This is a genomic window from Brachybacterium avium (assembly GCF_002216795.1).
GTDB classification, from domain to species: domain Bacteria; phylum Actinomycetota; class Actinomycetes; order Actinomycetales; family Dermabacteraceae; genus Brachybacterium; species Brachybacterium avium.
Window position 1 is genome coordinate 3,193,683 of sequence record NZ_CP022316.1, and the last position, 18,225, is coordinate 3,211,907.

At 70.2% G+C, this 18,225-nt stretch carries 17 protein-coding genes and 1 pseudogene; 14 read left to right on the forward strand and 4 right to left on the reverse strand.

Features of this window, described 5'->3' with window-relative positions:
* Window positions 1-137: 137 nt before the first annotated feature.
* The 4 genes from CFK39_RS14295 to rlmB all read left to right on the forward strand — a co-directional run bounded on the left by CFK39_RS14295 (window position 138) and on the right by rlmB (window position 4,330).
* Window positions 138-1,259: a LacI family DNA-binding transcriptional regulator gene (locus CFK39_RS14295; protein ID WP_157697182.1), complete on the forward strand. Its 1,122-nt coding sequence runs from the start codon at window positions 138-140 to the stop codon at window positions 1,257-1,259.
* A 61-nt stretch (window positions 1,260-1,320) separates the two neighbouring features.
* Complete coding sequence (locus tag CFK39_RS14300; RefSeq protein ID WP_089066020.1) at window positions 1,321-1,803, forward strand: phage holin family protein; 483 nt, start codon at window positions 1,321-1,323, stop codon at window positions 1,801-1,803.
* 94 nt (window positions 1,804-1,897) lie between these two features.
* Window positions 1,898-3,343 (forward strand): cysteine--tRNA ligase, encoded by a 1,446-nt coding sequence (gene cysS, locus CFK39_RS14305; RefSeq protein WP_089066021.1) that lies wholly within the window; start codon window positions 1,898-1,900, stop codon window positions 3,341-3,343.
* 21 nt (window positions 3,344-3,364) lie between these two features.
* Entirely contained in the window at window positions 3,365-4,330 is a 966-nt protein-coding gene (gene rlmB, locus CFK39_RS14310) for a 23S rRNA (guanosine(2251)-2'-O)-methyltransferase RlmB (RefSeq protein WP_089066022.1), read from the forward strand.
* Between the two features lie 142 nt (window positions 4,331-4,472).
* Here rlmB and yczE read toward each other — a convergent pair whose 3' ends face one another.
* The 3 genes from yczE to CFK39_RS14325 form a co-directional block, all read right to left on the reverse strand.
* A complete protein-coding gene (yczE, locus tag CFK39_RS14315) occupies window positions 4,473-5,195 on the reverse strand; it encodes a membrane protein YczE (protein WP_089066023.1) in 723 nt (240 codons plus the stop codon).
* An 18-nt stretch (window positions 5,196-5,213) separates the two neighbouring features.
* Complete coding sequence (locus CFK39_RS14320) at window positions 5,214-6,455, reverse strand: DUF4032 domain-containing protein (protein ID WP_089066024.1); 1,242 nt, start codon at window positions 6,453-6,455, stop codon at window positions 5,214-5,216.
* Window positions 6,456-6,611: 156 nt separating this feature from the next.
* Window positions 6,612-7,697 (reverse strand): ABC transporter ATP-binding protein, encoded by a 1,086-nt coding sequence (locus tag CFK39_RS14325; protein WP_089066025.1) that lies wholly within the window; start codon window positions 7,695-7,697, stop codon window positions 6,612-6,614.
* A 227-nt stretch (window positions 7,698-7,924) separates the two neighbouring features.
* On the opposite strand from CFK39_RS14325, the gene CFK39_RS14330 reads away from it, so the two are divergent.
* The gene (locus CFK39_RS14330; RefSeq protein ID WP_157697183.1) at window positions 7,925-8,608 is read left to right on the forward strand and encodes a peptide deformylase; all 684 of its coding nucleotides are present in this window, start codon (window positions 7,925-7,927) and stop codon (window positions 8,606-8,608) included.
* Between the two features lie 82 nt (window positions 8,609-8,690).
* Window positions 8,691-9,428, forward strand: coding sequence for a hypothetical protein (locus tag CFK39_RS14335; RefSeq protein WP_089066027.1), 738 nt, complete (start codon window positions 8,691-8,693; stop codon window positions 9,426-9,428).
* 137 nt (window positions 9,429-9,565) lie between these two features.
* Here CFK39_RS14335 and CFK39_RS14340 read toward each other — a convergent pair whose 3' ends face one another.
* On the reverse strand, window positions 9,566-10,078 hold the full coding sequence (locus CFK39_RS14340) for an inorganic diphosphatase (RefSeq protein ID WP_089066028.1): 513 nt from the start codon (window positions 10,076-10,078) through the stop codon (window positions 9,566-9,568).
* Window positions 10,079-10,146: 68 nt separating this feature from the next.
* On the opposite strand from CFK39_RS14340, the gene CFK39_RS14345 reads away from it, so the two are divergent.
* From CFK39_RS14345 to CFK39_RS14380, 8 genes and pseudogenes are all read left to right on the forward strand, one after another.
* Window positions 10,147-11,556, forward strand: a complete 1,410-nt coding sequence (locus CFK39_RS14345; RefSeq protein ID WP_089066029.1) for a D-alanyl-D-alanine carboxypeptidase/D-alanyl-D-alanine-endopeptidase — start codon at window positions 10,147-10,149, stop codon at window positions 11,554-11,556.
* Entirely contained in the window at window positions 11,556-12,650 is a 1,095-nt protein-coding gene (gene tilS, locus CFK39_RS14350; RefSeq protein WP_089066030.1) for a tRNA lysidine(34) synthetase TilS, read from the forward strand. The genes CFK39_RS14345 and tilS overlap by 1 nt, the downstream gene beginning before the upstream one ends.
* A gap of 44 nt (window positions 12,651-12,694) precedes the next feature.
* On the forward strand, window positions 12,695-13,249 hold the full coding sequence (hpt, locus tag CFK39_RS14355; RefSeq protein WP_089066031.1) for a hypoxanthine phosphoribosyltransferase: 555 nt from the start codon (window positions 12,695-12,697) through the stop codon (window positions 13,247-13,249).
* Window positions 13,250-13,253: 4 nt separating this feature from the next.
* Window positions 13,254-15,370, forward strand: a pseudogene (ftsH, locus tag CFK39_RS14360) (ATP-dependent zinc metalloprotease FtsH).
* A 1-nt stretch (window position 15,371) separates the two neighbouring features.
* Complete coding sequence (gene folE / locus CFK39_RS14365) at window positions 15,372-15,938, forward strand: GTP cyclohydrolase I FolE (RefSeq protein WP_089066032.1); 567 nt, start codon at window positions 15,372-15,374, stop codon at window positions 15,936-15,938.
* On the forward strand, window positions 15,935-16,792 hold the full coding sequence (gene folP / locus CFK39_RS14370; protein WP_089066033.1) for a dihydropteroate synthase: 858 nt from the start codon (window positions 15,935-15,937) through the stop codon (window positions 16,790-16,792). Before folE ends, folP begins: the two co-directional genes overlap by 4 nt.
* Entirely contained in the window at window positions 16,789-17,706 is a 918-nt protein-coding gene (folK, locus tag CFK39_RS14375; protein WP_089066034.1) for a 2-amino-4-hydroxy-6-hydroxymethyldihydropteridine diphosphokinase, read from the forward strand. The genes folP and folK overlap by 4 nt, the downstream gene beginning before the upstream one ends.
* Window positions 17,703-18,212, forward strand: a complete 510-nt coding sequence (locus tag CFK39_RS14380; protein ID WP_089066035.1) for a DUF3180 domain-containing protein — start codon at window positions 17,703-17,705, stop codon at window positions 18,210-18,212. The genes folK and CFK39_RS14380 overlap by 4 nt, the downstream gene beginning before the upstream one ends.
* Window positions 18,213-18,225 lie beyond the last annotated feature (13 nt).

Here is an 18,225-nt window from a genome sequence, read left to right on the forward strand (position 1 = left end):
TAGGCCCCGGGAACGTGCTTCCCCACCGGGCCCGCCCTCCAAGGGAGTGGGGGTAAACCCCCGCACGGAGAGGAACCGTGATGGACATCCATGACCGAGGTGCCGGATACGGCGGGCAGATGCGGTTCAATGGAGGCATGAGCAGTGACGCCACTTCTTCCGACGACTCCCTCGATCCCGCCCGTCAGGCCGGATCGTCCGCCGATGGCCAGGACCGGGGCACCCTGCGTGATGTCGCGAACTCCCTGGGGATCTCCAGCGCGGTTGCGCTGCGTGCTCTGCGCGGCTCCGACGAGATCAAGCCGCAGATGGCGCGGCGCGTGCTGGAGACCGCCGAACGGCTCCGCTTCCCGCTCGAGGAGCTCAGCGGCGAGACGGAGCATCGCGGGGTCGTCGCAGTGCTGGTCAACACCATGCGCAACACCTGGATCTCTGATCTGGTGCGTGCCATCCGCATCGAGCTCGCGGCCACCGGGCGGACCGCCGTGGTGGTCCCGACCCGGCGCCGGATCCCCGAGTACCCGGTCGCCGCGGACACCGACGCCATCGAGGATCTGGTCCACCTCGGGGTGGACGGCTTCCTGATGATCTCCGACCTCGCGGACATGGAGCACGTGCTCGAGTCCACCGCCGGTCGCCCCTTCGTCGGCATCGGCTGTTCCCGCAGCTTCACCGGCAGGTTCGACACCGTCCGCATCGACGACGAGGTCGGACAGGGCCTCCTGGTCGACCATCTCGTCGGACTCGGGCATCGGGAGATCGCGCATGTCGGCGGGGTCGGGGCGGCTGTCGCCCGCGAGCGCGCCGAGGCGTTCCGCTCGGCGATGGCACGCCATGGCCTCGAGGACGTGGCCCGGGTCGAGCCCGGTGACTTCACCGAGCAGGTCGGGCAGACCGCCGGGTCGATGCTGCTGCGCGGCAGCCGCGTGCCCACCGCCGTCACCTGCGCCAACGACGTCACCGCGGTCGGGGTGCTCTCCGCCGCCCGCGATGCCGGCTATGCCGTTCCCGAGGAGCTCTCGGTGGCCGGCTACGGCAACACCTCGCTGGCGTCCTCCGGGGTCTCCCAGCTGACCAGCGTCGACCCCAACTCCGACCGTCTCGGCGCGCTCGCCGCGCAGTTCCTCGTCGAGCGCGTGTCCGGGCACGAGGGCCCGACACGGGATGTCGCAGTCGCACCCTCCATCGTGGTGCGCCGCACCACTTCCGCGGGGCCGCGCCCCGAGACCACCAAGCGCAAGCGGATCTCCGTCGACTGACCGTCGACAGCTCCCGGTATCCGACCTGCGAACGCTCTTCTCCCTGCGATAGGCTCCGACCATGATCAACACCACGAACGACCCGAGCACGCCGCCCACCCAGCGGTCCATCGGCGAGCTCGTCCAGTCCATCCGCGACGAGCTCCTCGGTGTCGTCCACCACGAGATCGACATTGCGAAGAAGGAGGTCACCGCCCTCGCGGTCAAGGCCGGCATCATCGCCGCCTGCGCGGCGGTGCTGCTGTTCCTCCTGCTCTCCGCCTGGGTGATGCTGCTGTTCGCGGCGGCCACCGGGCTCGAGGCGCTGGGGCTGCCCTACTGGGCGGCCTACCTGATCGTCGCCGGCGTCTTCGTCGTGATCAGCGCGATCCTCGGGCTGGTCGCGTTCCTGGTCTCGAAGAAGCTCAAGGCTCCTGAGACCACGATCGAGACCGCGCAGTCGGCGGTCCAGGCGGTCCAGGGCAAGCGCCGTCAGAATGCCGTGTCCTATGACGACACCTTCGAGGAGCTCTACGGCAAGCAGGTCAGCGCCCGCGTCGACTGACCTGGCAGCTCCGACGCTGCCGGGCAGGGTTCTGCTCGTGTGTCATGCGCCTCGCGCGCTATCGGCCCTCCCGCCTGGCAGTACCCTGGGGCATGTGACTCTCCAGCTGCACGACACCGCTACCCGTTCCACTGCGCCGCTGACCCCGGTGCGGGAGGGGGCGGTGTCGTTGTATGTCTGCGGTCCGACCACGCAGGGAGCGCCCCATCTCGGGCATCTGCGCACCTTCCTCGCCTTCGATGTGCTGGTGCGCTGGCTCGAGCGCAGCGGGCTCGTGGTCACGCACGTCCGCAACGTCACGGACATCGACGACAAGATCCTCGTGAAGTCCGCCGAGGCGGGAGCCCAGTGGTGGGCCTGGTCGCTCCGCTTCGAGCGGGAGTTCCAGGACCTGCTGGACCGGGTCGGCAATCGCCGCCCGACCTACGAGCCGCGCGCCACCGGGCACGTGCCCGAGATGATCGAACTGATGCAGCGACTGATCGAGCGCGGCCATGCCTACGCCGATGGGAACGGCTCCGTCTACTTCGACGTCGCCTCCCACCCGGACTACGGATCGCTCACCCGCCAGTCCCTGGACGATATGCAGGATGCCGGCGAGGAGATGGAGCCGGGCAAGCGCGACCGACGGGACTTCGCGCTGTGGAAGGCGGTCAAGCCCACCGAACCGGCGACCGCCTCCTGGGACACCCCGTTCGGCCGGGGCCGGCCGGGCTGGCACCTCGAATGCTCCGCCATGAGCCGCAAGTACCTGGGCGAGACCTTCGATATCCACGCCGGGGGACTGGATCTGCGCTTCCCGCACCACGAGAACGAGCAGGCGCAGTCCCATGCCGCCGGATACGGATTCGCGCGGCGCTGGATGCACTCCGGCGTGCTCACGGTGGACGGGCTGAAGATGGGCAAGAGCCTGGACAACTTCGTCACGGCGGCCCGCGCCCTCGCCGAGCACCCCACCCCGGCCGTTCGGCTTGCTCTGATCAGCGGTCACTACCGTGCCACGGTCGAGTACAACGCGACCGCCATGGCCGAGGCCGAGACCGTCTGGGAGCGTTTCCGGGCGACCGCTGTCCGGGCCGCGCAGCAGCTCGGCGAGCATCCGGTCGCCGCGGTGTCCGCGCCGCTGGCAGAGGTGGAGCTGCCCGCTGACTTCACCGCAGCGATGGACGAGGATCTCGCGGTGCCGGAGGCCCTCGCGGTCATCCACCGAGAGCAGTCCGCACTGAACACCCTGCTGGCCGCGAAGAGCGCCGTGGATCCCACGGAGATCGCCGGTCCGCTGGGTCGGTTGCGGGCGATGCTCGACGTGCTGGGGCTGGACCCGCTCGGTGCGCAGTGGGGGCAGGCCGCCGGTGCCGCCAGCGGCGAGCACGAGGCGCTGGACGCGCTGATCACCGCACAGCTGGCCGCGCGGCAGGCGGCCCGCGCCGAGAAGGACTGGGCCCGGGCGGATGCATTGCGCGATGCGCTGACCGCCGCCAGGATCCGCATCGAGGATGGGCAGAACGGCGCCCGCTGGACCCTCGAGACCCGAGACTGAGCAGGACTGAGGAGACGAACGATGGCAGGCAACAGCGCGCGCCGCGGTGCGGTGCGCAAGGGCAAGAAGGGCGCGACCGTCGGATCCGGCGGTGTGCGACGCCGAGCGCTCGAGGGCAGGGGTCCGACGCCGAAGGCTGAGGACCGTCCGAACCACAAGGCGTACAAGGGCGCGTCCTCATCCGGTGGCACCGCTCCGCGGCGCGGGGCCGGCAAGGGGGCGCGGAAGGCTCCCGGCAGCGACCAGGTCGCCGGCCGCAACGCTGTACTCGAGGCGCTGCGCGAGGAGGTGCCCGCCACTCAGCTGACCGTGATGGTGCGCCTCGACACCGATGAGCGGGTGCGGGAGATCATGCGCCTGGCCACCGCTCGCGGTCTGCCGGTCGCAGAGGCTGCGCGCACGGATCTGGACCGCATGACCGATCACGCGGTTCATCAGGGTGTGGCGCTGACCATCCCGCCGTACGAGTACGCGGAGGTCGACGAGCTGCTGCGTATCGCCGCGGATCGCTTCGAACCGCCGCTGCTGGTGGCACTGGACGGCATCACCGATCCGCGGAACCTGGGAGCGATCCTGCGCTCGGCGGACGCCTTCGGAGCCCATGGAGTGATCCTGCCCGAGCGTCGCAGCGTCTCGATGACCGCGAGCGTGTGGAAGGTCGCCGCCGGCGCGGCCGGCCGGGTCCGGGTCGCCCAGGTCACCAACCTCAATCGCACCCTCACCTCGTTGAAGGAGAAGGGCGTGTTCGTGCTCGGACTCGATGCCGAGGGCGACGTCACCACGCGTGGGCTCGAGCTGGGCACCCAGCCGACCGCCCTCGTCGTCGGCGCCGAGGGCAAGGGGCTGTCGCGCCTGGCCCGGGAGATCAGCGACCAGGTCGTGTCGATCCCGATGGCCGGACGCTCCGAGTCGCTGAACGCCTCGGTGGCCGCCGCGATCGCTCTCTACGAGATCTCCGGTGTACGCGAAGGCCAGGGCCTGGGCTGATCGACGTGCTGGCGAGGGACGAGCCGGTAGGAGAGCAGCGGGGCGGCTGGGCTGATCGACGTGCTGGCGAGGGACGAGCCGGTAGGAGAGCAGCGGGTCGGCGGGGCTGATCGACGTGACGAGCCGGTAGGAGAGCAGCGGGTCAGCGGGACTGAGTGGGTCCCTGGACCGTTTCCTGCGCGGCCTGAGCCGGGACTGCGCGGCCGTTCAGCGTGCGCACGGGGATGGTCGCGTAGGGCAGCGTGAGCTGGATGATCGGTCCGAGCCCGATCGCGTAGATCACGGTGCCGATGCCGAGCGGTCCGCCCAGCACCGTGCCGGTGACCAGGACGATCACCTCGAGCACGATGCGCACCGGGCCGACCGGCCGATCCAGCACCCGTCCGAGCCCCGTCATCAGACCGTCCCGGGGGCCCGCTCCGAGCTGGGCGCCGATGTAGATGCCGCCGCTGATCCCGTTGAGGACCACGCCGAGGAGCATCATCGTCACCGCCGCCGGGATGCCCTGGGCCTCGGGCAGCACCAGCATGCCCAGGTCGATGCTCACGCCCACCCAGATCGAGTTCGCGATGGTGCCGATCCCGATCCGCTCACGCAGGGGGAACCACACCAGCAGCAGCACGAAGCTCACGCTGATGCTGAGCGTGCCGACGGTGAGGCCGAGCCGGTGGGCGAGTGCCGCGTGGAGCACGTCCCACGGGGCTCCGCCGAGGCCGGACTCGAGCAGCAGGGCCAGGGAGAAACCGAAACCGGTCAGCCCCACCATCATCTGGAGCACCCGCAGCGGCAACCGGTCCACGCGCAGCTGGTCGCGCAGGGAGAGATTGTCCAGGCGCGCGGTCGATCGTCGACGATCGCGGGTCATGGAAGCGGTGGGCTCCTCTCAGGAGTCGAAGATCGGCAGAGCGGAGGTCTCGGTGGTCACCAGGGACTTCTCATCCGGCCGATGGATGAGGACGTTGAGGATGTAATGGCGCACGGTCTCATCGAGGCTGACGTCGTGGCCCTTCTTCTCGGAGAGGAACCACTTGTGCTCGAGGATCTCATGGAAGAACTCAGGAGGCTCGAGTTTGGACCGCATCGAGCGGGGCACCGCCCGCACCACCGGCTCGTACTGCTGCTGGAGCCACTCGTGCGCGACGAACTCCTCGTCCTCGAGCTGCTGCTCGGTGTCGGCGCGATACTGATCGAGGTCGTTGAGCAGTCGCCGCGCCTGGTTCTCCTGCGCGTCGATCCCGGTCAGCCGCATCAGGCGCCGCGCATGGTGCCCCGCGTCGACGACTTTCGGCATGATCGACAGCGTGGTGCCGTCGAGGTCGGTGGTGATCTCCAGCTCGCCCACGTCGAAGCCCAGCTCGTTGAGCTTCTCGATCCGGGCAGAGACCCTCCAGCGCTCATCGGCGGAGAACCGCTCGCGGGAGGTGAGCGTCTCCCACAGCTCCTCGTAGCGGGCGATCAGGTCGTCGCCGACCGAGATCGGATCGGCCTCGGGATCGAACATGTCGCCGGCCTGCAGGTCCATCAGCTCGCCGATGATGTTGGTGCGAGCCAGGTCCAGGTCGTAGTGGCGCTGACCGGTGGAGAGCCGCTCGTGGAGGGAACCGGTCTCGACATCGACGAGGTAGGCGGCGAAGGCTCCCGCATCGCGGCGGAAGAGGGTGTTGGACAGTGAGACGTCGCCCCAGTAGAAGCCCTCCAGGTGCAGGCGCACCAGCAGCACCGCGAGCGCGTCGAGCAGGCGGTGGGCGGTGTCCGGGCGCGAGACCTGGCTGAAGACGGCCCGGTAGGGCAGGGAGAACTGCAGGTGGCGCGTGATCAGGACGGCGTCGAGCTCCTCGCCCGAGGGCGTGGTCCGGCCGGAGACGACGGCGAAGGGTTCGACCGCAGGGATCTCCAGGCGGCCCAGCACGCGCAGCATCTCGTACTCACGCTGCGCCAGGGTGTGGGAGATCTCCTTGATGGCGAGGACCCGTCCCGAGACGCGGGCGAAGCGCACGACGTGACGGGAGATGCCGCGGGGCAGGGCGGCGAGGATCTCGTCGGGCCACTGCTCGAGCGGCGTCTCCCACGGCAGGTCCAGCATTGCCGGATCTGCGCGGGATGCGGTGATCTCCAGGGGTGCCATGGGGACATTGTCTCCTGTGCCGGGGAGCTTCGCATCGTCGGGACGAGAATTCACGTCATCTCGACGTGAAGGTCACCTCGTGCGCACGGACGGGGACGACGGCGACGGGCGCCCGGCAGATGCCGGACGCCCGTCGCGCGGTGCAGCTGGTTCGGGTCAGTCGCCGAGGCGCTGGCCGCTCTTCGTGTCGAAGAGGTGGGCGTGCTCCGGCGAGGGACGGAAGTAGACCGTCTCGCCCTTGCTCGGAGGACGGCGGGCGTCGACACGGGCGATGAACGGCTTGTCCGTCTCCTCGGCACCTGCCCGACGACCGTAGATGAACGCGTCTGCGCCGAGCTCCTCGACGAGGTCGACCTCGATCGCGAGCCCCTGGTTGTCGGAGGCGATCTCCAGGTCCTCGGGGCGCACACCCACGGTGACCGTGGTCTGATCGGTCTCCGAGAGCGTGGAGCGGTCCACGGGGATCACGGCGCCGCCGAACTCGACGCCCTGATCGCTCAGCGGGGCCTCGAACAGGTTCATGGCCGGGGAGCCGATGAAGCCCGCGACGAACACGTTGTTCGGGTGGTCGTACATGCGGCGCGGGGAGTCGATCTGCTGCAGGACACCGCGATCGAGCACTACCACGCGGTCACCCATCGTCATGGCCTCGGTCTGGTCGTGCGTGACGTAGACCGTGGTGACGCCGAGACGACGCTGCAGCGAGGCGATCTGGGTACGGGTGGACACGCGCAGCTTGGCGTCGAGGTTCGACAGCGGCTCGTCCATGAGGAACACCTGGGGCGAGCGGACGATCGCGCGACCCATGGCCACTCGCTGACGCTGACCACCGGAGAGTGCCTTGGGCTTGCGATCCAGGTACTCGGAGAGGTCCAGGATCTCCGCGGCGTCCTCGACGCGCTTGCGGATCTCGGCCTTGGGCTTGCCGGCGATCTTCAGGGCGAAGCCCATGTTGTCGGCGACGCTCATGTGGGGGTACAGCGCGTAGTTCTGGAACACCATCGCGATGTCACGATCCTTCGGCGGGACGTCGGTGACGTCGCGATCGCCGATCAGGATGCGGCCGGCGTCGATCTCCTCGAGGCCGGCGAGCATGCGCAGGGAGGTCGACTTGCCGCAACCGGAGGGGCCGACGAAGACGAGGAACTCGCCGTCACCGATCTCGATGTCGAGGCTGTCGACGGCCGGGCGCTCCTGGCCCGGGTAAATGCGGGAAGCATTGTCGAACGTGACTGTTGCCATGGTGGTTCTCCTTCACCGGCAGGTACGTGCCGGACGGTCCGTTGTGAAGTGATGAGCGGCCGGTTCGAGGTCGTTCCCACGGGAGGTGCTTCTTCGCACCGGCTCGCAGAAGTGTAGCGCAGCTCTCAGTCCTCCTGGCGGGTCGGTGTGGCGAGTCTCACGTGCGGGCCTCGTCCTGTGCCCTCGCAGGGCGGGGAAGCAGGGGAGGGGTGCGGGATACTGGCGCGGTGGACATCAACGAGCTGACCCGGAAGATCCTGGACCGACGCGCGCAGGATGGTGATGCGCTGCGGATCGTGCAGGCCGGGCATCCGGCTCTGCGGCGGCGAGCCGTCCCCGCCCGTGGGCGGATGGATCTCGAGCTGCTGTGCGAACTGGCCGAGGCGATGACCGTGACGATGCGCGCAGCTCCGGGAGTCGGGCTGGCGGCTCCTCAGGTGGGGCTTCCGCTGAGCTTCTACGTGGTCGAGGACGCCTCCGCCAGCGAGCCGGGCGAGGACGCGGGAGACGACCTGCTCGAACGCCGGCCGCTCGCGCTGCGCGCGCTGCTCGATCCGGTGCTGGAGCCACTGGGCTCGCAGCGGGTCTACGCCTTCGAGGGGTGCCTCTCCGTGGACGGGTGGCAGTCGATCGTCCCGCGCTCGCGCCGGGTGCGCCTGCGCGCCGTCGAGCTGCTGTCGGACGGTCGGCTGGAGGAGGTCGACGAGGAGCATGTGGGCTGGACCGCCCGGATCCTCCAGCACGAGACCGATCATCTGGCCGGAACCCTGTGCCATGACGTGTCCGTGCCCCGCTCCTTCATCGATGCGGCCTACGTCGAGCACTACGGGGACCTCGCCGAGGCGGTCTCCCGGCTCGGACTGACCGGGGAGATCGCCGAGCTCGCCCCCGGCGAGGTGGTGATCGGCTGATCGCGGCGCCGAGCCCTCAGCGGGGTCCCGGCCGGACGCTGTAGCTTGACCCTGTCCAGGACCCGACAGAACGGAGCAGACGGTGACCCAGAGCGGCCGGAGCACCCCTTCCATCCCGCAGGACGAGCTGGTCGAGGACGACGGTCTCGCCGAGCAGCTCGATGAACGCTGGCTCGCGGTGATCGACACCGTGCTGCGGGTGCAGGCGCCGCTCGCCCGCACCTACGTCGAGCGCTTGCGTGCCAAGCACCCCGAGGCGACCGATCGCCAGCTGCTCGAGCACGTCACCAAGCGGTTCAAGGACATCACCACGGTCAGCGGGGCGGGCATCGGCGGTGTGGCGGCGCTGCCCGGGCTCGGCACCGTGGCTGCTCTGGGCCTGACCATCGGCGAGGGCGTGTCCTTCGCGGAGGCGTGCGCCTTCCTCACCCTCGCCGCAGCGGATATCCACGGTGTGGACATGTCGGAGCAGAACACCCGCCGTCTGGTCCTGATGGGTGTGCTCAGCGGTGAGCGGGGCACCGAGATCATCGCCAAGGCGATGGGCAAGCAGGGACTGCAGTGGAATGCGGTGCTCAGCGGCGGCGGTGGTTTCCTGCCGGGGCTGGTCAGCCGGCAGGTCTCCCGGTATGCGCGCCGCCGCGTGATGGCGCGCGCCGGCAAGCTCTGGTTCTTCCGGCTGCTGCCGTTCGGGATCGGTGCCGTGCTGGGCGGTCTCGGGGCCCGCTCTGTCGCCCGCTCCGTGGTCGAGTCGATGCTGGAGATCTTCTCGCACGGCGCGACGCTCCAGGGCGAGATCGCTCAGGAGCGCGGGGCGTGAGCGGACGGAGCCGCAGGCGCCGCATGCCCAGCTGACGGGCACGTGGGGCACGGATGCAGAGCACAGAGGGTCGGTCCCCGCGGGGACCGACCCTCCGTGCCGTCGAGACCGGGTCCGCGATGCGCGGACCGGGGTGCTCAGACCTTCTGCGTGAAGTCGTTGGCGTGCTCGGTGCCGACGGCACGCTCATAGGAGCGGCGGATCTCCGCCTCCGCGTCGCTGCGGCCCTCCCAGTGCGCGCCCTCGACGCTCTTGCCGGGCTCGAGGTCCTTGTAGACCTCGAAGAAGTGCTGGATCTCCAAGCGGTGGAACTCCGAGACGTCGGTCAGCTCCTGGCGGCGCACCTGACGACGGTCGCCGACGGGGACCGCGACGATCTTGTCGTCGCCGCCGGCCTCGTCACGCATACGGAACATGCCCAGTGCACGGCAGCGGATCAGGCATCCCGGGAAGGTCGGCTCCTCGAGGAGGACGAGGCAGTCCAGCGGATCGCCGTCCTCGCCGAGGGTCCCTTCGATGAAGCCGTAGTCATCCGGGTAGCGGGTGGCGGTGAACAGCATCCGGTCGAGCCGGATGCGTCCGTTGTGGTGGTCCACCTCATACTTGTTCCGATTTCCCCGGGGGATCTCGATAGTCACGTCGAATTCCACGACAGCCGCTCCATTGCTCCGGCCCCGTAGGCCACTGGTAAAGACCGTGACACCATATCGTGGGCACCATGGCAGCGAGTGCAATCGAGCGGATCTGGCGCACCACCGCGATCGTGATGTGCGCGGCGGTGCCGACGAGCTTCTACGTGCTCGGAGATCTCACCGACGCCTTCCCCGGCGTCCTCACCGTGCGCAGCGAGGCGGCGGGCCCGGAGTTCGGGCCGCGCGCTGTCGCCGAGGACTGGGAGCGGGTCGGGGCCGAGGACCTCCTCCCGGCGCCGAAGCCGGCCGCCTCCCCGGCAGACACCGCTGACCTCGCGGAACGGATGGCCGCCGGGGCGGACCTGCCGGTGGTCGCCGGAGGGCTGGCCTTCAGCGTGGTCGACGCTGAGACCGGCCGGACGCTCGCCGCCCGTGAGGAGGGCACCGCCCTGGTGCCCGCCTCGACCTTGAAGCTGCTCACTGCCGCCGCCGTGCTGCGCCAGTACCGCGGGGACGAGGTCCTGACCACCCGCGCCGTCGTCCAGGACGGCGTGATCACCCTCGTCGGCGGTGGTGACATGACTCTCAGCGAGGACGATCTGCGTGAGCTGGCCACCCAGGCGGCGACGCTCGCCGGAGCGCAGGGGGCCACCGAGGTCTCCGTCGCGCTGGATGACAGCTACCTGGATGGCGGAGCCAACCCGGCCTGGGGCAACAACGGCAGGGCCGGCGGCTGGGTGACCCCCACCGCTTCTCTCGCGCTGGAGGAGGGGTGGCTCGACGGGGAGCAGTACGGGCCCAAGTCGGCGACCCCGGCGCGGGACGCCGCCGAACGCTTCGCGGAACTGCTCGAGGAGGCGGGGCTGACGGTCGCGGGTGAGGTCACCGGCGCACGAGCCCCCGAGGGCGCGCCGGCCGCGGAGATCCATTCCGAGACGATCGCGGAGCTGGTGCGCCACACCCTGCTGATCTCCGACAACACCACCGCTGAACTGCTCGCCCACCTGGTGGCCCTCGCCCGCGGCGAGGAGACCACCCCGGCCGGGGCGGCTGCCGCGGTCGATGCGGAGATCCGGGAGCTGGCGGAGGAGATCGGAGTGGCGCCGGAGGTGATCGCCTCGCTCGAGATCCATGATGGCTCCGGGCTCTCCCGGCAGAATCGGGTGCCTCCGGCGCTGCTCTCGGCGGTCCTGGCCGACGTGGCCTCCGGGAAGGCGCCCGCCCTCGAGCAGATCCTCTTCGACGTGCCCATCGCGGGCCTGTCCGGCACTCTGGCCGACCGCTTCGAGGCGGAGGGGACCGAGGACGCGAGCGGTCTCGTGCGCGGCAAGACCGGCTACCTCGGCGGCGCGGCCACCCTGGCCGGAGTCACCGTGCTGCCTGATGGACGGACCGTCGGGTACTCGATCGTGGTGCATGGCTTCGACGGAGCCGACGCGGCGGCCGCCCGCGCGGCGGTCGACGAGGTCGCCGCCGAGATGGTGCAGGTGGACTGATGGCCGGCCCTCCTCCCGTCATCGCCCGCGCCCGCACCGCCGTGCGCTCCGCGCTGACCACCCGCCTCGAGCTGCTCGCCGACGACACCGCCGTCGGCCGGACGGCGCCGCGACTGCTGGTCGGGCTCAGCGGGGGAGCGGACTCGCTCGCCCTGCTGGCCACCACCGTCTGGGTCGGGGCCCGGATGGGCCTGGAGACCGAGGCGGCGATCGTCGACCACGGCCTGCAGGAGGGATCGGCCCGGGTCTCGGAACGGGCGCTGGTCCAGGCGCAGCGGCTGGGCGCCGAGGCACGGATCCTGCGCGTCGCAGTCGACGTCGGGGCTCCCGGCGGGCTGGAGAACGCCGCCCGCACGGTGCGTCACGACGCGCTGGAGACGCTCCGCGAGGAGCGGGGGGCGCTCGCGCTGCTGATGGCGCACACCCTCGATGACCAGGCCGAGCAGGTGCTGATGGGGCTCGCGCGGGGTGGCGGGCCGCGGGCCCTGGCCGGGATCCCGCGAACCCGCGGCGCCCTGCTGCGCCCCTTCCTGGGCAGCGGCCGGGACGAGAGCACCGCGCTGCGCCGGACCGATACCGAGGAGATCTGTCGCCTGCACGACCTGCAGTGGTGGGAGGACCCGATGAACGCCGATGAGACGCTGCTGCGCTCCCGCGTGCGCCACCGGGCCCTGCCCCTTTTGCGGGAGCTGCTGGGGGAGCACCTGGACGAGAACCTCGCCCGGACCGCTGACCTGGTGGGCCCCGATGCCGATCACCTGGACGCCGAGGCGACCGCGCTGCTGGAGTCGCTGCACCGGGACGGCGGCGAACTGCGCGAGGAGCGGGACCTGCTGCTGCTGGATGTCCACGCACTGGCTGCCGCGCCCGCCCCGCTGCGCACCCGGATCCTGCGCGACGCCTCACGTTCCGCTGACCGCGCAAAGCCGCGGTGCGGGGGCGCCGGATCATCGAAGTCCCTGCTCCGGCGCCAGGTGCTGGCGATAGACGCTCTGGTGGTCTCATGGCACGGTCAGTCAGCGGTGCCCGTTCCGGGTAGGATCGAGGTCGCTCGCCGCGACGGCCTGTTGGTGTGGCGCCGCATCGATTCGTGACCCGCGGCTCGCGCACCCCACCACGTTCCATGGAGGAGATCCGCGTGCCCCAGACGCACCCCCACCCCGATGTCGACCGCGTGCTGCTGGACGAGCAGCAGATCCGCGAGCGGCTCGCCGAGCTCGGAGAAGAGATCGCAGCGGACTATGCGGACGAGCCGCCGATCCTGGTCGGCGTCCTCAAAGGGGCGGTGATGGTGATGGCGGATCTCGCCCGCGAGATCGACCTCAAGGTCGAGATGGACTGGATGGCGGTCTCCTCCTACGGCTCGGGCACCAAGTCCTCGGGCGTCGTGCGCATCCTCAAGGACCTCTCCGGGGACATCACCGGCCGCAACGTGCTGATCGTCGAGGACATCATCGATTCTGGCCTGACCCTCAAATGGCTGCTGTCCAACCTCCGCTCCCGCGGACCCAAGAGCGTCGAGATCGCCGCCCTGCTGCGCAAGCCCGAGGCGGCACGGGTCGAGATCGACGTGAAGTACATCGGCTTCGACATCCCCAACGAGTTCGTGATCGGCTACGGCCTCGACTTCGCCGAGAACTACCGCAACCTCCCCTACGTGGGCGTGCTCTCGCGCTCGATCTACGAGGACTGATCACGTGGCAGATTCCGCCAAGAACCCCAAGCGCTCGGGCACCAAGAAGCGCCGTCCCTTCTCCGGGCTCGCCCTGTGGATCATCATCGCCCTGCTGCTGGGCATGGCCATGTTCTCCCTGTTCGGACGGGATGGTTACCAGCAGATCGACACCCAGCAGGGTATCGAGCTGCTCCAGGGCGGCACCGTCGAGCAGGCCAAGATCATCGACGGCAATCAGCAGCGTGTGGACCTGGTGCTCACCGAGGACTTCGTCGACGGCGATGACAACAAGGGCACCGAGGTGCGCTTCTCCTACGTCGACGCCCGGGGCGAGGCGGTGGTCGAAGCCGTCGAGAAGGCGGCTCCCGCGAAGGGGTACACCGACGAGATCGCCAGCAGTCCCTGGTGGTCCACCCTCCTGCTGACCTTCCTGCCGCTGCTGCTGTTCATCGGCCTGTTCTGGTTCCTGATCATGAACGCCCAGGGCGGCGGCAAGGCGATGCAGTTCGGCAAGTCCAAGGCGAAGCTGTTCAACAAAGAGGCCCCAAGGTCACCTTCGCCGACGTCGCCGGCGCCGAGGAGGCCGTCGAGGAGCTGGACGAGATCAAACAGTTCCTGGTCGACCCGGGCCGGTACCAGGCCGTCGGCGCGAAGATCCCTAAAGGCGTGCTGCTGTACGGCCCGCCCGGCACCGGCAAGACGCTCCTGGCCAAGGCCGTCGCGGGCGAGGCCAACGTGCCCTTCTACTCGATCTCCGGCTCCGACTTCGTGGAGATGTTCGTGGGTGTCGGTGCGAGCCGCGTGCGCGATCTGTTCAACACCGCGAAGGAGAACGCCCCGGCGATCATCTTCATCGACGAGATCGACGCCGTCGGCCGCCACCGCGGCGCCGGCATGGGCGGCGGGCACGACGAGCGCGAGCAGACCCTGAACCAGATGCTGGTGGAGATGGACGGGTTCGACGAGAACCAGAACGTCATCCTCATCGCCGCCACCAACCGCGTGGACATCCTGGATCCCGCCCTGCTGCGCCCGGGCCGCTTCGACCGCCAGATCGGCGTGGAGGCACCTGATCTGAAGGGTCGCCTGCACATCCTCGGCGTGCACGCCAAGGGCAAGCCGCTCGCGCACGACGTCGACCTCGAACATGTCGCCAAGCGCACCATCGGCATGTCCGGCGCCGATCTCGCCAATGTGCTCAACGAAGCGGCGCTGCTCACCGCCCGCTCCGGCAACCAGATCATCGACAACCGCGCTCTGGACGAGGCCATCGACCGCGTCTCGATGGGGCCGCAGCGGTACTCGAAGGTGATGACGGAGCGCGAGCGCCAGATGACCGCCTATCACGAGGGCGGTCACGCCCTGGTCGCGGCGGCGATGAACAACTCCGCCCCGGTCACCAAGGTGACGATCCTGCCGCGCGGGCGCGCCGGCGGGTACACGATGGTGGTGCCCACCCAGGACCGCAACTATCAGTCCCGCAACGAGCTGCTGGACCGGCTCGCCTATGCGATGGGCGGCTACGCGGTGGAGGAGAGCATCTTCCATGACGTCACCACCGGCCCCAGCTCGGACCTGCAGAACGCGACCAAGATCGCGCGCACCATGGTGATGCAGCTGGGCATGAGCGGCACCGTCGGCCAGGTGGCGCTCGAAGGGGAGCAGGAGGTGTTCGTCGGCATGCAGCAGGGGCAGGGCCCCCGCTTCAGCGCCGAGACCGCGAGCCTCATCGACCAGGAGGTCCGCGAACTGCTGGACACCGCGCTGGACGAGGCCTGGTCCGTGATCGTGGAGAACCGCCACGTGCTGGATGAGCTGGTCGAAGAGCTGTTGGAGCGGGAGACCCTGAACGAGCACGAGCTCGCCGAGATCTTCCGGGACGTGAAGAAGCAGCCGCCGCGAGAGGTGTGGTCCTCCAGCTCGGAGCGCCCCGCCCTGTCCGCCCCTTCGGTGGGCGGCACCACCACCGCGACGGGGACCGAGTCCCACGACGCCGGCGAAGCAGTCCAGCCGAACCCGCCCGAGCTGCCCCATCCGGGCGGCGACGGCCCGCAGATCCCCGGTGCTCCGCACGGCGGCGAGCCGGGCTCCGGCGGCGGGGGATACGGGTACGACACCCACGACGGGAAGGACCGCTGAGATGGCCGTCGACGCCCCGCGCATCGAAGCCGCGGTCCGGGAGATCCTCGGCGCGATCGGCGAGGACCCGGACCGTGACGGCCTGCTGGAGACCCCGGCACGGGTCGCTCGCATGTATGCCGAGGTCTTCCAGGGCCTGGACCAGGATGCGAGCGCACCGCTGTCGACGACGTTCGACATCGACCACCAGGAGCTGGTCCTGGTGCGCGATATCGCGTTCTACTCGATGTGCGAGCACCATCTCCTGCCCTTCCACGGCACCGCCCATATCGGATACATCCCCGGCGGCGGGGTGGTCACCGGGCTCAGCAAGCTCGCGCGGCTGGTGAACGTCTATGCCCGGCGCCCCCAGGTGCAGGAGCGGCTCACCTTCCAGGTCGCCGACGCGCTGATGGACGAGCTCGGGGCGAGCGGGGCGATCGTCGTGATCGAGGCCGAGCACATGTGCATGTCGATGCGGGGCGTGCGGGCGGCCGGTGCCCGCACGGTCACCAGCGCCGTGCGGGGCATGCTGCGGGAGAACTCGAGCACCCGCGGCGAGGCCATGGCGCTCATCCACGGGTCATGAGCAGCCCGCTGCGCCGTCCCGCCGGTCTGCCCGACCGGGCCGGCGGTGAGGGGACGCTGGTGATGGGCGTCCTGAACGTCACCCCGGATTCCTTCTCCGACGGCGGTGAGCATGACGCTCCCGCCGCCGCGATCGCGCATGGCCGGCTCCTGGTGGCGCAGGGTGCCGCGATCGTCGATGTCGGCGGCGAGTCGACGCGGCCCGGCGCCCCGCGCGTGGACGAGGACGAGGAGCTGCGCCGGGTGCTGCCGGTCGTCTCCGCCCTGGCGGCCGAGGACATCGTGGTCAGCGTGGACACCATGCGTGCCTCCGTCGCCGCGGCGAGCGTCGAGGCGGGTGCCCTGATCGTCAACGATGTCTCCGCAGGGCGGGCGGATGTGGACATGGGCAGCGAAGCGGCGCGCCTCCGCACCCGCCTGGGCACCCCGCCGGTGTTCATCGCGATGCACTGGCGCGGGCACAGCGATGTGATGAACGAGCTGGCCGTCTATGAGGATGTGGCGCGGGACAGCGCCGCCGAGCTCGCCGAGCGTCTCGCCACGCTGCGCGAGGCTGGGGTCGAGGATCGCTTCCTCGTCGCGGACCCGGGGCTGGGATTCTCCAAGACCGGGGAGCAGAACTGGGAGGTGCTGGCCCGCTGGGAATCGATCGCCTCCCACGGGCTGCCGATCCTCATCGGGGCCTCCCGCAAACGGTTCGTCGGCGCGCTCGGCGTGGATCGTGATCTCGCGACCGCAGCGATCAGCGCCTACAGCGCCGAGCACGGTGCCTGGGCGGTGCGGGTGCACGAGGTCGCACCCTCGGTCGCCGCGGTGCGCGTCGGCGACCGGTTGCATCGGAGCATCCACCGATGAGCATCCTGAGGGGAGCCCCTGCCACCGGGCTGCAGCTGGTGGACCGCATCGAGGTCACCGGCATCCGCGCCTGGGGTCACCACGGCGTGCTCGCGGCGGAGACGCAGCTGGGCCAGCAGTTCATCGCCGACATCACCCTGCACCTCTCCACCGCCGCTGCCGGCCGCACCGATGCGCTCTCCCGCACGGTCAACTACGCCGAGGCGGCTCATGCCGTCCGCGAGGAGCTCACCGGCGGGCCCTACGCGCTGGTCGAGACCCTCGCAGAGCGGATCGCCCAGCGGATCCTCACCGACACCGGATATCCGCTGGTGCGCCGGGTCGAGGTCCGGATCCACAAACCGGCTGCACCGGTCGGTCTGCCCGTCGATGATGTCACCGTGAGCATCACCCGGGACGCCGCACCGGTGCCGGCCGTGCTCGCCCTCGGCACCAACCTCGGCGACCGCGCCCAGCATCTCCACGGCGCGCTCGAGCTGCTGGCCGCCACGGACGGCATCGAGGTGGAATGGACCGGGCCGGTGCTGGAGACCGCGCCCGTCGGCGGTCCGACGGGGCAGGGCAGATTCCTGAACTCCGTGATCGGGGTGAGCACCGGTCTGGGCCCTTTCACACTGCTGGAGGCGGCGCATCGGGCCGAGCATGCCGCCCACCGGGAGCGCCTGGTGCGCTGGGGACCGCGCACGCTCGACGTCGACGTGATCACCTACGGGAGCTGGACCAGCCAGGACGAGCTCCTGACCGTGCCGCATCCGCGAGCCCACCTGCGCGCCTTCGTCCTGGCACCCTGGCACGCCGCGCGTCCCGGAGCGGAGCTGCCGGGCCATGGCCCGATCGGCGCGCTGCTGGCCGCGGCCGAGGACCGCGACGGGCTGCGTCCCGGTCCTGAGATCGAGGGGTACGGGATCTCGTGAAGCCCCTGAACGTGCCGGTGCTGGTGCTGATCCTGGTGGTCGGCGCCGGATTCGGGGCGCAGATGCTGGAGACCCTCGCCTCCCGGGGCCACTCGCTGCCGATCGCCGGCTGGCTCACCACGGTGGTGCTGCTGGTGCTCAGCACGGTGCTGCTGATCGTGGGGCTGCCGCTGCGGCGCTACATGCTCGAGAGCGCCGAGCGCCGCGAGCATCCGAGCTTCGCCCCGCGGCGCCACCAGATCGACCTTCTCACCGCCTACCGGATCGTGCTGCTCGCCCGCGCATGCGCCTACACCGGGGCCGTGGTCGGCGGGATCTTCGTCGGCCAGGCGCTGTTCCTGCTCCTGACCGGCACCGGTGATCCGTTGAGGGGGATCCTGCCCACCGCCGCCGCCGCCCTCGCCGGGATCCTGCTGGGTGTGCTGGGCGTGATCGTCGAACACTGGGGCCAGCTGCCACCGGAGGACGGAGAGAGGGCCGCGGAGGGCGCTGGGGCCGGCGGCTGAGGCGCGCCGCGGC